At 69.8% G+C, this 13,216-nt stretch carries 11 protein-coding genes; 9 read left to right on the forward strand and 2 right to left on the reverse strand.

Annotated elements, in window-relative coordinates; all coding sequences use genetic code 11:
• Positions 1-118: 118 nt before the first annotated feature.
• Both FB600_RS03580 and FB600_RS03585 read left to right on the forward strand, forming a co-directional pair.
• On the forward strand, positions 119-835 hold the full coding sequence (locus FB600_RS03580) for an MIP/aquaporin family protein (protein WP_013699321.1): 717 nt from the start codon (positions 119-121) through the stop codon (positions 833-835).
• Between the two features lie 227 nt (positions 836-1,062).
• Positions 1,063-1,749 carry an HAD family hydrolase gene (locus FB600_RS03585; protein WP_145756273.1) on the forward strand — a complete coding sequence of 229 codons (687 nt, stop codon included), beginning with the start codon at positions 1,063-1,065 and terminating at the stop codon, positions 1,747-1,749.
• A 151-nt stretch (positions 1,750-1,900) separates the two neighbouring features.
• Here FB600_RS03585 and FB600_RS03590 read toward each other — a convergent pair whose 3' ends face one another.
• Entirely contained in the window at positions 1,901-2,578 is a 678-nt protein-coding gene (locus FB600_RS03590; RefSeq protein WP_096750222.1) for a helix-turn-helix domain-containing protein, read from the reverse strand.
• 413 nt (positions 2,579-2,991) lie between these two features.
• Here FB600_RS03590 and miaB point away from each other — a divergent pair, with 413 nt between their 5' ends.
• The 6 genes from miaB (at position 2,992) to lnt (ending at position 9,994) form a co-directional block, all read left to right on the forward strand.
• Positions 2,992-4,365, forward strand: a complete 1,374-nt coding sequence (gene miaB, locus FB600_RS03595; RefSeq protein WP_096750221.1) for a tRNA (N6-isopentenyl adenosine(37)-C2)-methylthiotransferase MiaB — start codon at positions 2,992-2,994, stop codon at positions 4,363-4,365.
• Positions 4,366-4,399: 34 nt separating this feature from the next.
• Positions 4,400-5,464, forward strand: coding sequence for a PhoH family protein (locus FB600_RS03600; RefSeq protein WP_145756274.1), 1,065 nt, complete (start codon positions 4,400-4,402; stop codon positions 5,462-5,464).
• A 250-nt stretch (positions 5,465-5,714) separates the two neighbouring features.
• Positions 5,715-6,524 carry an rRNA maturation RNase YbeY gene (gene ybeY / locus FB600_RS03605; RefSeq protein WP_036033285.1) on the forward strand — a complete coding sequence of 270 codons (810 nt, stop codon included), beginning with the start codon at positions 5,715-5,717 and terminating at the stop codon, positions 6,522-6,524.
• 69 nt (positions 6,525-6,593) lie between these two features.
• The gene (locus FB600_RS03610; protein ID WP_013699327.1) at positions 6,594-7,226 is read left to right on the forward strand and encodes a gamma-glutamylcyclotransferase; all 633 of its coding nucleotides are present in this window, start codon (positions 6,594-6,596) and stop codon (positions 7,224-7,226) included.
• Between the two features lie 223 nt (positions 7,227-7,449).
• Positions 7,450-8,337: an HlyC/CorC family transporter gene (locus FB600_RS03615; protein ID WP_013699328.1), complete on the forward strand. Its 888-nt coding sequence runs from the start codon at positions 7,450-7,452 to the stop codon at positions 8,335-8,337.
• Positions 8,338-8,374: 37 nt separating this feature from the next.
• The gene (gene lnt, locus FB600_RS03620) at positions 8,375-9,994 is read left to right on the forward strand and encodes an apolipoprotein N-acyltransferase (RefSeq protein ID WP_096750220.1); all 1,620 of its coding nucleotides are present in this window, start codon (positions 8,375-8,377) and stop codon (positions 9,992-9,994) included.
• A 148-nt stretch (positions 9,995-10,142) separates the two neighbouring features.
• On the opposite strand, the gene FB600_RS03625 is transcribed toward lnt, so the two are convergent.
• Positions 10,143-11,795 carry a tetratricopeptide repeat protein gene (locus FB600_RS03625; RefSeq protein WP_096750219.1) on the reverse strand — a complete coding sequence of 551 codons (1,653 nt, stop codon included), beginning with the start codon at positions 11,793-11,795 and terminating at the stop codon, positions 10,143-10,145.
• A 410-nt stretch (positions 11,796-12,205) separates the two neighbouring features.
• Between FB600_RS03625 and glyQ the strand changes: the two genes are divergently transcribed.
• Positions 12,206-13,213, forward strand: a complete 1,008-nt coding sequence (glyQ, locus tag FB600_RS03630; protein ID WP_017921059.1) for a glycine--tRNA ligase subunit alpha — start codon at positions 12,206-12,208, stop codon at positions 13,211-13,213.
• Positions 13,214-13,216: the final 3 nt, after the last annotated feature.

Raw genomic sequence — 13,216 nt, forward strand, 5'->3', positions numbered from 1 at the left:
CCGTGTGACGAGGCAGCCGCCTCGCGCGCGGCGGCCGGCAACAACAAGACCCTATTCATAACGAGCAGGCGGACCGTGCAACGCGCGAGTCCGCCGCACTGGTAGAGAGACACCCAAAATGTCACCTTATATTGCGGAGTTCATCGGCACGGCCATCCTCGTGCTGCTCGGCAACGGCGCGGTCGCCAACGTGCTCCTCGCGAAAACCAAGGGCCGCGGCGCGGACCTGATCGTGATCGTGATGGGCTGGGCGATGGCCGTGTTCGTGGCCGTCTACGTCACCGCGAAGTTCAGCGGCGCGCACCTCAACCCGATCGTCACCATCAGCCTCGCGCTGGCGGGCAAGTTCGCCTGGGCCAAGGTGGGCGGCTACATCGCCGCGCAGATGCTGGGCGGCATGGCCGGCGCGCTGCTGGTCTGGCTCGCCTATCGACAGCATTTCGCCAAGGAGGTCGACCCCGATCTCAAGCTCGCCGTGTTCTGCACCGCGCCCGCGATCCGCAGCGTCACGCACAACGTGTTGACCGAGGCGATCTGCACCTTCGTGCTGATCCTCGGCGTGCTCTACCTGGCCGCGCCGCAGGTCGGGCTCGGCGCGCTCGACGCACTGCCGGTGGGGCTGCTGGTGCTCGGCATCGGCATCTCGCTGGGCGGGCCGACCGGTTACGCGATGAGCCCGGCGCGCGATCTGTCGCCGCGCATCATGCACGCGCTGCTGCCGATCCCGGGCAAGCGCGACAGCGACTGGCGCTATGCCTGGATCCCCGTGCTGGGGCCGCTGGCGGGGGGCGCCGCGGCGGCCTGGCTGTACCTGTTCCTGCACCAGGCGCATTGAGGCCAGGGCATGACGGAGCGTGCGGCTCGCGCGCTCCGTCATCGCCTCGGGCATCGATCGCGAGCCGGTTTCCACGCCTCGCGATGCGAGCCGCTGACTCGTCCGGCGCAACAATCCCATAACAAAAAGTCGACGGCGTGATGAATCGCGCCTGACGTCCTGCCGGCGATTCGAAAGCACGTATGATGGCGAGTCGTCACCCTAGCGTAGGCTTCGTGCCGATTTCCATGCTCGACCACCTGATCTGCGACTGCGACGGCGTGCTCGTCGACAGCGAAGTGATTGCCGACCGCGTGCTGCTGCAGGTGCTCGGCGCCGCGTTCCCGTCGATCGACTTCGCCGCCGACGCGGCGGCCGCCTTCGGCCAGCGCACCTCCCTGTTCCTCGCCTCGCTCGAGGCCCGTCACGGCATCACCCTGCCCGAGAATTTCGTCGCCACCGTCGATCACGCCGTCGAGGCCGAGCTGGCACGCGCGCTCGCGCCGATCACCGGCGTGCGCGAGGCGCTGCTGCAGGTGCCGCTGCCGGCGGCGGTGGTCTCGAACGCGCGCGGCGAACGCGTGCGCAATTCGCTCAAGCGCGCCGCGCTGAGCGAAGTGTTCAGCGAGCGCGTGTATTGCGCCGAGCAGGTCGCGCGGCCCAAGCCCTATCCCGATGTCTACCTGCACGCGGCGCGCGCGCTCGGCGTCGAGCCCTCGCGCTGCCTGGTGGTGGAGGACAGCGTCTCTGGGTTGACCGCCGCGCGCGCGGCCGGCATGAAGACGATCGCCTTCGTCGGCGCGAGCCATATCCCCGACGGTTACGAAGGCGTGCTGCGCAAGATGGGCGTCACGCGCATCCTGCGCTCGATGCGGGAGCTGCCGGCGCTGGTCGCGGCCGGCATGCGCGGCGAATTCGGCGACGTGCAGTCCTAGGCGCGATACCTATCGGCCGGAATGCAAAACGGCGCGATACGACAGGAATCAGCTGTCGTATCGCGCCGTTTTCGTTGGCAGGCCCAGGGAGCCGGCGAGCGCCGATGGTTGCGCGTGCAACCGCTCGTGGCGGCTCGACGGCCGAAGCCGCTCACTGCGTCGGCAGATCCCAGCGCGGCGGCACCTCGGCGTTGACGGTCACCCGGAACGCGCGCGCTTCCGAATCGCCGGGATTGCGCAGCGTGTAGGGCTGGTCGGCATCGAACACGATCGCGTCGCCGGTGGCCAGCAATTGGCGGCGGTCGTGCACCGACAGCTCGAGCGTGCCTTCGCTGACCACCAGGTTGATGGTGGTGCCCGGCGCGCGGCGCACGCCGGTTTCGGTATGCAGCGGCGCGACGCGCAACTCGTGGAACTCGGCCGTGGCGGGCTCGCCTTCCGGATACAGCGCGCGCGACGAGAAGCGGCCGTTGGAGGCCACCACGCGCACCGCGCGCTCGGCCGGCAGGTGCTCGAAGCCGAGCACCGCGTGGCGCCGCAGGAAGGCGGCCACCGAGACCTTCAGCGCCGCCGCGACCTTGCAGAGCACCTTGATCGAAGGCACGCTGCGCGCCGATTCGATCTGCGCGAGCATCGCGCGCGATACGCCGGACAGGCGCGCCAGCGCGTCCAGCGAGAGCTGGCGCTCGGCGCGCAGCCGGGCCAGGTTGACGCCGACCAGACGCTCCAGCGCGTCGAAGGATTCGTGCGGCGCCGCGGCCAGCGCCGCGACGGCAGCGGCGGAATCCGCGGCTTCGCGGTCGCGCACCAGCGCGAGGGATGTGTGCATGGGTAGCCTCCAGCGCGCCGGATGCGCGCAGCGAACTCGATTGCAGGCAAGACTAGCATCGGGGTCCGGGGCAGCAAACGAAGTTATCTTCACACTGTTATCAGCATCGCAGAGGAATCTTCAGCGATCTTCATGACAGCGCCGCGCCGCGAACCGCCGTGTCGTCAAAGGGTCGAATCCGATGCTTTCCCATGTCGCGACGGCGCAACCGCAAGGCGCGAGCCGGCTCGCCGCCGCCGGCGATCCGGAATTCGAAAAGCTATAATGGAAAGCTTTCCCCGACGGTCCCCATCCCGCCCCGCTGCCGCACCCGGCAGACGCCGGCGACGCAAGGCGCGACGCGCCCCGGGCCGACCGTCCCGATTCACCCGCAATGACGCCCCCAGGTCAACCACTGCGAACGGCGAACCCAGATGACGAAAAAAATCTACATCAAGACCTTCGGCTGCCAGATGAACGAGTACGACTCGGACAAGATGGTGGACGTGCTCAATGCCTCCGAAGGCCTCGTGAAGACGGACCGGCCCGAGGACGCGGACGTGATCCTGTTCAATACCTGCTCGGTGCGCGAGAAGGCGCAGGAGAAGGTGTTCTCCGATCTCGGCCGGGTGCGCGAACTGAAGGAAGCGAATCCGAACCTGATCGTCGGCGTGGGCGGTTGCGTGGCGAGCCAGGAAGGCGCGGCGATCGTCGCGCGCGCGCCCTACGTGGACGTGGTGTTCGGCCCGCAGACGCTGCACCGCCTGCCGCAGATGATCGACGCGCGCCGCGCCAGCGGCCGCTCGCAGGTCGACATCAGCTTCCCCGAGATCGAGAAGTTCGACCACCTGCCGCCAGCGCGCGTCGAGGGCCCGAGCGCCTTCGTGTCGATCATGGAAGGCTGCAGCAAGTACTGCAGCTACTGCGTGGTGCCCTACACGCGCGGCGACGAGGTCTCGCGCCCGCTCGACGACGTGCTCACCGAGATCGCCGGCCTGGCCGACCAGGGCGTGCGCGAGGTGACCCTGCTGGGCCAGAACGTCAACGCCTATCGCGGCGCGCTGACCCAGGGCTCGGAGGAAATCGCCGACTTCGCCACCCTGATCGAATACGTGGCCGAGCTGCCCGGCATCGAGCGGATCCGCTACACCACCTCGCATCCGAAGGAATTCACCCAGCGCCTGCTCGACGTCTACGCGCGCGTGCCCAAGCTGGTGAACCACCTGCACCTGCCGGTCCAGCACGGCTCGGACCGCATCCTGATGGCCATGAAGCGCGGCTACACGGTGCTCGAGTACAAGTCGCTGATCCGCAAGCTGCGCGCGATCCGCCCCGATCTGTCGCTGTCGACCGACATCATCATCGGATTCCCGGGCGAGACCGAGGCCGATTTCGACAAGACCATGCAACTGGTGCACGAGATGAGCTACGACACCAGCTTCTCGTTCATCTACAGCCCGCGCCCCGGCACGCCGGCGGCCAACCTGCACGACGACACGCCGCGCGAGGTCAAGCTCAAACGCCTGCAACATCTGCAGGCCACCATCGAGGAGAACGTCGCGCGCATCAGCGCGTCGATGCTCGGCCGGATCGAGCGGATCCTGGTGGAAGGCCCGTCGCGCAAGGATCCGAACGAGCTGGCGGGACGCACCGAGAACAACCGCGTGGTCAACTTCCCGGCACCGCTCGCCTCGCATGCGCGCCTGATCGGCCAGATGATCGACGTGCGGATCAACCATGCCTACCCGCATTCGCTGCGCGGCGAGCTGGTGCTCGCGCACGACGAAGCCAGCACCGCCACCCACTGACACCGAGCGCCCAGCGCAGGAAGCCCACGCCACCTTGAAAACCACCCAAGCCCTGGAATTCACCGCGCCGCGCGACGACAACGCGCGCCTCGCCAACCTCTGCGGACCGCTGGACGAGAACCTGCGGCAGATCGAGCAGGCGCTCGACGTGACGCTGCAGCGCCGCGGCCACCGGATTGCGATCCGCGGCCGCGGCGCCAAGCTCGCGCTGGCCGCGCTGGAGAACTTCTACAACCGCGCGCGCGATCCGCTCTCGCTCGACGACATCCAGCTCGCCCTGGTCGAGACGCGCCAGCTCGGCAACGGCGCGCGGGGCGCATCGGCCGAGCCGACGCTCGACGTGCGCTTTCGCGGCGACCCCGATCATCCCTTCGACCAGCCGAGCGCGGCCGAGGGCGAGGCCGGCGCGGCACTCGACGAGGAGCCGGCGCCCAAGCTCTACACGCGCCGCTCGGACCTGCGCGGGCGCACCCCGGCGCAGCGCGAGTACCTCAAGCAGATCCTCTCGCACGACGTGACCTTCGGCATCGGGCCGGCCGGCACCGGCAAGACCTACCTGGCGGTGGCCTGCGCGGTGGACGCGCTGGAGCGCGACCAGGTCAAGCGCATCGTGCTGACGCGCCCGGCCGTGGAAGCCGGCGAGCGGCTCGGCTTCCTGCCGGGCGACCTGTCGCAGAAGGTGGACCCCTACCTGCGCCCGCTCTACGACGCGCTCTACGACCTGCTCGGCTTCGACAAGACCGCCAAGATGTTCGAGCGCCAGATGATCGAGATCGCGCCGCTCGCCTACATGCGCGGCCGCACCCTGAACCACGCCTTCATCATCCTCGACGAGGCGCAGAACACCACGCCCGAGCAGATGAAGATGTTCCTGACCCGGATCGGCTTCGGCTCGAAGGCCGTGGTCACCGGCGACACCACCCAGGTCGACCTGCCGCGCGGCCACAAGAGCGGGCTGATCGAGGCACAGCAGGTGCTCGGCCAGGTGCGCGGCATCGCGCTCACGCGCTTCACCAGCGCCGACGTGGTGCGGCACCCGCTGGTCGCGCGGATCGTCGAGGCCTACGACGACTTCCACGCCCAGCACAAGGACGACTGAGCGAGCGGCGCGGCCGGGCAAGGCCGCGCCGGGCCCGCATCTGGAGACGGCCTGCCGCGCGGCAGGCCGTCGCATTTCGTCACGCCAGCGCCCCTCGGCGAGCCCCGCCCGATCGGCGCCGAGGCCCGCCGGGCCGGGCCGCCGAGGCGGCGCGCGAGGGCCGCGCCAGTCGCCGCGCAAGGCGTTTCCGGCGGACGAAACGGCTGGCCGTTTGGTGTATGCTCAGGCGATTCCGTTCCACGCCGCCAACATGAAATCCTCCCGCTCCCACAAGTCCCGCAAGCCTGACCAGGCCGCCGCCCCGAGCGCGCCGCGCGTATCGCTGTTCGACGCCCGCGGCAAGGTCAAGTCGGTCGAGACGCAAGGCCTGCGCATCGATTTTCCCGATGGCCGCGCGCTGATGTTCGACCTGTCGGGCGCCTCGGGCGAAGCCTCGATCGCGATCGTCGCGCAGCATGCCGATGCCGGCCAGCGCGTCACCCTGACCCTGCGCCCGGAGCACTACGACAGCCTGACGCTGTCGGTCGGCGCCGAGCCCTCGCCCGAGGTCGGCACCGCGCCGGCCGCCGAGCCGGCCGCCGGCTCCGACGCGGAGCCCGCCGGCGAGCCCGAGCTCGAGCTGGTGGTGCAATACGGCGACGAGATCGCCGCCTCGCAGCGCAAGAAGCTGCCCAAGCCCAAGCTGATCGCCGAATGGCTGTCCACCGCGCTGTTCTCCGATGCGCAACTGACGGTGCGCTTCGTCGGCGAGAAGGAAGGTCGCGAGCTGAACGGCGGCTATCGCAAGAAGGACTACCCCACCAACGTGCTGACCTTCGCCTACGACCAGGCGCCCGACGGCACCACCATCGGCGATCTCGTTCTGTGCTGCCCGGTGGTCGAGAAGGAGGCCGGCGAGCAGGACAAGTCGCTGGTGGCCCACTACGCGCACCTGCTGGTGCACGGCGCGCTGCACGCGCAGGGGTATGATCACGAGCGCGGCGAGGAAGACGCCGCCGAGATGGAGGCGCTCGAGATCGACATCCTCGCCAAGCTCGGTTTCCCGAACCCCTATCTGTAAGGCCCGGGTCCGTCGCGTCATCCGTTCCTTCCCCGATCAACCCGAGCCGCCTGCGGCCGCCAGGATTCCGTGAGCACCCCGATTCCCGCCTCCAACGCCTACCCGCCCCCGATCGGCAGCGGCCGGCTGCTCAGCGAGGACGAACTCGCCAGCTCGCTGGACGCGAGCCTCGCCGACTGGGATCGCCGCGCCGATCTCTGGCTGTTCGGTTATGGCTCGCTGATCTGGAACCCGGGGCTGCCGACCGTCGAGAAGGTCCATGGCCGCGTGCACGGCTACCATCGCGGGCTCTACCTGTGGTCGCGCGTGAACCGCGGCACGCCGGAACGGCCGGGCCTGGTGCTGGCGCTCGATCGCGGCGGCTCCTGCAGCGGCGTGGCGTTCCGGATCGCCGGCTCCAGCGCGATGCCGCATCTCGAAACGCTCTGGAAGCGCGAGATGCCGATGGGTTCGTACCGGCCCGCCTGGCTGCCCTGCACGCTGAGCACCGGCCAGCGCGTGCGGGCGCTGGCCTTCGTGATGCGCCGCGAGGCGCCCACCTATACCGGCAAGCTGTCCGACGAGGTGTTCCGCGCCGTGTTCGGCTCCGCCGAGGGCCGCTACGGCACCACCCTCGACTACGTGACGCGCACCGTCGCCGCGCTGCGCGAGAGCGGGATCCCCGATCGCGCGCTGGAAGCGCTGCTAGCGCGCTGCGCCTGAACCCGACCGGCCGCGCCGCCGCGCCGTTCATTTCGTTCGCGGCGCCCGCGAAGCGCGATTTTTGGCCCGCCTTGGGCCCGCGCCGATTCCGGGTTAGGATGGGCCCAGCGCCGCCGGGCCGGCCGCCGCGTCCGCCATCCGGCCGACACGGCAGCGCCACGCCCTTGGTGTATCCTTCCCAACTCCGTGACAACGCGCCTGCGCACCTGCCGGGCGCACCACCATGAACGATTCGTATCCCAGTCGAAAGTCCACCGACAAACCTCCCGAAAAGCGCTCGCTGCTCGAACGCCTGACCGACTTCATCTCGCCCGAGCCCGAATCGCGCGGCGAGCTGCTCGAAATCCTGCAAGACGCGCACGAGCGCAACCTGATCGACGCCGATTCGCTCTCGATGATCGAGGGCGTGTTCCAGGTTTCCGACCTCTGCGCGCGCGACATCATGGTGCCCCGCGCCCAGATGGACGCGATCAACATCGCCGACAAGCCCGAGGATTTCATCCCCTTCGTGCTCGAGAAGGCCCACTCGCGCTACCCCGTCTACGAAGAGAACCGCGACAACGTGATCGGCGTGCTGCTCGCGAAGGACCTGCTGCGCTTCTACGCCGAAGACGAATTCGATGTGCGCGGCATGCTGCGCCCGGCCGTGTTCATCCCGGAGTCGAAGCGCCTGAACGTGCTGCTGCACGACTTCCGCGTGAACCGCAACCACCTCGCGATCGTGGTGGACGAATACGGCGGCGTGGCCGGCCTGATCACCATCGAGGACGTGCTGGAGCAGATCGTCGGCGACATCGAGGACGAATACGACTTCGACGAGGAAGCCGGCAATATCATCTCGGCGCCGGACGGCCGCTACCGCGTGCGCGCGCTCACCGAGATCACCCAGTTCAACGAGACGTTCGGCACCGATTTCCCCGACGACGAGGTCGATACCATCGGCGGGCTGATCACCCACCATTTCGGCCGGGTCCCGCATCGCGGCGAGAAGCTGCGGCTGGGCAAGCTGATCTTCGAGATCCAGCGCGGCGACGCGCGTCAGATCCACGTGCTGCTGGTGCGCCGCGACCCGCTCGCCGGCCGCCGCGGCGAATCGGCCGGCGACGACTGATCGTCCGGCCTCCCTCAACGCTCCACCCTTCGACCACATGGCCGAATCGTTCCCGACCCGCGCGCGGCGCGGCGCCACCTTCGCCTCGGGCGGCTCCGGCGGCCGCGCGCTGCCCGGCTGGCATTTCCCCGCCGCGCTGCTCGCCGGCGCGGCCAATACCCTCAGCTTCGCCCCCACTCCACACGGCGGCTGGCTCCAGTTGCTGGTGTTCGTCTGGTTCTTCGCCCAGCTCGCGCGCTGCGGCACGCGCTGGCAGGCCACGCTGACCGGCGCCGCCTTCGGCTTCGGCAATTTCCTATCCGGCATCTGGTGGCTGTACATCAGCATGCACGTGTATGGCGAGATGGCCGCCTGGATCGCGGGCGGCGCGCTGGCGCTGTTCTGCCTGTACCTGGCGGTTTATCCGGCGCTGTCCGCGCTGGCCTGGGCGCTGGCTTCGGGCAAGCGCGCCGGGCGCGCGTTCGCGCCGAGCTGGCACGGCGCCTTGGCGTTCGCGAGCGCCTGGGCGATCGGCGAATGGGCGCGCGGCACGGTGTTTACCGGCTTCCCGTGGCTGGCCAGCGGTTATCCGCAGGTGGACGGGCCGTTCGCCGGCTATGCGCCGCTCGTCGGTGTCTATGGAATCGGCTGGGTGCTGGCGCTGTTCGCGGCGCTGGTGGTCAATGCGGTGGTGCGTGCCCGTGAAGGACGTGGCGGTGCGCTCGCGCCGGCCACGCTGGCCGCCGCGCTGGTGGCCGCCGGCCTGCTGCTGCCGCGGGTGCCCTGGACCCAGCCCGAGAACCAGCCGCTGCGGGTGCGCCTGCTGCAGGGCAACGTCAAGCAGGACGTCAAGTTCGAGCAGGCCGGCATCGACGCGGCGATCAAGATGTACACGACGATGATCACCGAGAAGCCGGCCGACCTGGTGGTCACGCCCGAGACGGCGATCGCGGTGATGATCCAGGACATTCCGCTGCCCTTCGCCAAGGCGGTGCGCAGCTTCGTCGACAAGACCGGCACCTCGGTGCTGTTCGGCGCGGTGGGCGACAAGGTGCTGCCCGACGGCAGCCTGACCGACTACACCAACAGCCTGTATGGCGTGACGCCGGGCTCGACCGACATCTATCACTACGACAAGCACCACCTGGTGCCCTTCGGCGAGTTCATCCCCTGGGGCTTCCACTGGTTCGTCAGGCTGATGAAGATGCCGCTGGGCGATTTCGCGCGCGGCGCGCCGGTGCAGGCACCGTTCCTGGTGCACAACCAGCCGGTGATGGCCGACATCTGCTACGAGGACATCTTCGGCGAGGAGATCGCCGCCACGGTGCGCGACAACACGCCTTCGCCGGGCATCCTGGTCAATGTCACCAACCTCGCCTGGTTCGGCGACACCATCGCGCTCGACCAGCATCTGCAGATCGCGCGCATGCGCTCGCTCGAAACCGGCCGGCCGATGCTGCGCGCCACCAATACCGGCATGACCGCCGCGATCGACGCGCACGGCCGCGTGATCGGTCGCCTCAAGCCCTTCACGCTGGGCTCGCTCGACGTGACCGTCGAGGGCACCCAGGGCATCACGCCCTTCGTCGCCAGCGGCAATGCGATCGTGCTCGCGCTCGCCCTGGTGCTGCTCGGCTTCGCGCTGCTGGCCGGCCCGCGCCTGCGCCGGCGCGGCTGAGCGCGGGATCGATCGGCGCCGCTCGCGCGGCGCCGGTTCGCTTACCGGTCCTGATTCGCTGATCGGCCCGGCCCCGGCCTCCTCGTCTCCCCTCGCCTTCCCTCGTCTCCCCTCGCTTTCCTGCCCGCCCCGGTGCGCGCAGTGCGCCTTACCAGGCGCCGCCCGCGCCGGCCAAGGCTCGCAGGTCCCGCGCGACCGCCTCGAGCACCGGCGTCCATTGCATGAAGGCCGCTTGACGGTACAGCGTCGCCGAGGGATAGAGCGGGCTGTCGCGGCGCTCGTGTTGCCAGACCCAATGCGGATTGACGTCGAGCAGCACCCAGCTCGCCTGGCCCAGCGCGCCGCTCAGATGGGCGATCGAGGTGCAGACCGTGATCACCAGGTCCAGCGCACCGAGATAGGCGGCGGTGTCGTCGAAGCTGCGCCATTCGGCCGAATGATCGACGATCGGCAGGCCGGCGGCGCGCGCGGCCTCGACCTCGGCACCGAGCCCCGGCTGCAGCGAATGGAAGCTCACGCCCTCGATGCCGGCGAAGGCCGCCGCGTAGCGATCGAGGCCCACGCGCCGGAACGGATTGCGCTGATGGCCGGCGCTGCCGGTCCAGGCCAGCCCGACCCGCAGGCGCTCGCCGGGCCGCGCCTCGGCCGCGAAGCGCGCACGCCAGGCGTCGCACGCGGCCGCGTCGGCGCGCAGGTAGGGCACGCTCGCGCCGCTGGCCGCGTCGGGCAGGCCGAGCTGCCAGGGCACGCTGCCGATCGGCAGTTGGTAGTCGGCGGCGGGCAGGCGATCGAGCGAGACGTCGCTCGAATAGAGATCGACATGCGCGCCGAGGCTGCGCGACAGCAGCTCACCCATTTGCGGGAAGGAATTCCAGGCCAGCCGGCCGCCCTCGCGGTGCACGTGCTCGGCCAGCAGCGGAATCGCGCGGCAAAACTGCAGCAGGTCGCCCATGCCCTGCTCGCCCCACACCAGCAAGGTCTTGCCGGCCAGCGGCTCGCCGCGCCAGCGCGGCGCGTTCAGCGCGGGATGGCCGCCGCGCAGCTCGCTCGAGCCCTGCCAGCGCGCCTCGTGGCCAAGCCAGCCGTCGGCGAAGTTGCCGCGCGCGAGTTCGATGATGGCCAGGTTGAAACGGAACGAGGCGTCGTCGGGCGACAGCGCCAGCGCGCGGCGCGCGCAGCGCTCCGCCTCGTCCCAGCGCTGCGCCTCCTTGTAGGCGCAGGAGGCATTGTTCTGCGCCAGCGCGCTGTCGGGGGCCAGCGCCAGCGCGCGCTCGGCCGCCGCGATCGAGCGCGCCAGATCGTAGCGGGCCCGGTAGGCGACCACCAGGTTGATCCAGGCCTGCTCGTCGCGCGCATTGGCGGCCACCGCCTGCTCCAGCAGCGCCAGTTCCTCGGCCGGGTCGCCGCCCGAGATCCGCACCGCGATCGCCAGGTTGTTGCGCAGCGAAGGCCAATCGGGCGCGAGTTCCAGCGCGCGCCGATACGGCGCGATCGCCTCGGCATGGCGGCCGCCCATCTGCAACGCGTAACCGCAGTTGAAGGCGAGCGCCGCCACCTCGGGCTCGACGCGCCACAGGCAGCTCGCGAATTCAGCCGCGTCGCCGTAGCGCTGGTGTTCGAGCAGGGTCACGGTGAGCCGCGCGAGCGCCTCGTAGTCGAGCGAATGCAGCCGCGAGGCCGCGTCGAGCCATGTCGCGCGCGCCTCGGCGCGGCCGGCCTCGCCGGCGGCGGCGGCCTCGCGCAGGAATTCGAGCAGCGGCGGGTAGAAGGGGAACTGCGGGTCGACGGGCGTTCTGAACATGAGCGGCGGCGGTCCGTGGGTCGGCTGGGCGGATGCGGCATCTTACCGTGCGCCTCGCGATTCGCACGCCGCGCGGGCGGTACGTGCAGGCGTGGCAGGTACCGCGCATGTGGCGCTCGATACGGGCCACGACGAAGAGCGGCGCCCTCTCCCGGGCGCGCGGCCGCTGCCTCTCGACGCCACCGCGAAGCCGGCGCGCGACGCGTCGAACGCGCCATCGAATCCACCGCCGCCGGCCCGCAATCGGCGCGCCCGCCACCGCGCGCGGGCGTTCCGGCCGCAGTGTCGCGCCGATCCGGTAAAATTACGCGTTTTACGCCCAGCCAAGCCGCGCGCCGGACTGGCGCGCCGGTCGAGCCCGCTCGCGCCAGCGCCCGATTCGCAGCCCGCAGCGCCCACGAAGGCCCCTCATGCTCACGTTTCAGCAAATCATCCTGACGCTCCAGTCCTACTGGGACAAGCAGGGCTGTGCCCTGCTCCAGCCGATCGACATGGAAGTCGGCGCAGGCACCTCGCACGTCCACACCTTCCTGCGCGCGATCGGCCCCGAGCCGTGGCGCGCGGCCTACGTGCAGCCCTCGCGCCGCCCGAAGGACGGCCGGTACGGCGAGAACCCGAACCGCCTGCAGCACTACTACCAGTACCAGGTGGTGATGAAGCCGGCGCCGGAGAACATCCTCGACCTGTACCTCGGCTCGCTGGAAGCACTCGGCTTCGACCTCAAGCAGAACGACGTGCGCTTCGTCGAGGACGATTGGGAAAACCCGACGCTGGGCGCCTGGGGCCTGGGCTGGGAAGTCTGGCTCAACGGCATGGAAGTCACCCAGTTCACCTACTTCCAGCAGGCCGGCGGCCTGGACTGCAAGCCGGTGCTGGGCGAGATCACCTACGGGCTGGAACGGCTGGCGATGTACCTGCAGAAGGTCGAGAACGTCTACGACCTGGTCTGGACCGAATGGGAGGAACTGGGCCCGAACGGCCCGGAGATCCGCCGCCTCAGCTACGGCGACGTCTACCACCAGAACGAGGTCGAGCAGTCGACCTACAACTTCGAGCACGCCAACGTCGAGCTGCTGTTCGGCTTCTTCAACAGCTACGAGTCGGAAGCGAAGCGCATGATCGAGGCGAAGCTCGCCCTGCCCGCCTACGAACTGGTGCTGAAGGCCGGCCACACCTTCAACCTGCTCGATGCGCGCGGCGCGATCTCGGTCACCGAGCGCGCGGCCTACATCGGCCGGATTCGCGCGCTGTCGCGCCTGGTCGCGCAGTCCTACTACGAATCGCGCGAGGCGCTCGGCTTCCCGATGATCGGCAACCCGGTGCGCGGCGTGCCGGGCCTCACCACCGACGCGCAGGACGCGGCCCAGCCCGGCTGGGTGCCGCCCCTCAAGGCCGAACGCAAGATCGATCAGGACTGACGA

Origin of the sequence: Burkholderia sp. SJZ089, from assembly GCF_007828315.1 — a bacterium.
Lineage (GTDB): Bacteria > Pseudomonadota > Gammaproteobacteria > Burkholderiales > Burkholderiaceae > Burkholderia > Burkholderia gladioli.

Bases quoted from the DNA above. Each gene is read 5' to 3' on its own strand.
- FB600_RS03580 (WP_013699321.1), top strand. From the start codon at position 119: ATGTCACCTTATATTGCGGAGTTCATCGGCACGGCCATCCTCGTGCTG.
- FB600_RS03585 (WP_145756273.1), top strand. From the start codon at position 1,063: ATGCTCGACCACCTGATCTGCGACTGCGACGGCGTGCTCGTCGACAGC.
- FB600_RS03590 (WP_096750222.1), bottom strand. From the start codon at position 2,578: ATGCACACATCCCTCGCGCTGGTGCGCGACCGCGAAGCCGCGGATTCC.
- miaB (WP_096750221.1), top strand. From the start codon at position 2,992: ATGACGAAAAAAATCTACATCAAGACCTTCGGCTGCCAGATGAACGAG.
- ybeY (WP_036033285.1), top strand. From the start codon at position 5,715: ATGAAATCCTCCCGCTCCCACAAGTCCCGCAAGCCTGACCAGGCCGCC.
- FB600_RS03615 (WP_013699328.1), top strand. From the start codon at position 7,450: ATGAACGATTCGTATCCCAGTCGAAAGTCCACCGACAAACCTCCCGAA.
- lnt (WP_096750220.1), top strand. From the start codon at position 8,375: ATGGCCGAATCGTTCCCGACCCGCGCGCGGCGCGGCGCCACCTTCGCC.
- FB600_RS03625 (WP_096750219.1), bottom strand. From the start codon at position 11,795: ATGTTCAGAACGCCCGTCGACCCGCAGTTCCCCTTCTACCCGCCGCTG.
- glyQ (WP_017921059.1), top strand. From the start codon at position 12,206: ATGCTCACGTTTCAGCAAATCATCCTGACGCTCCAGTCCTACTGGGAC.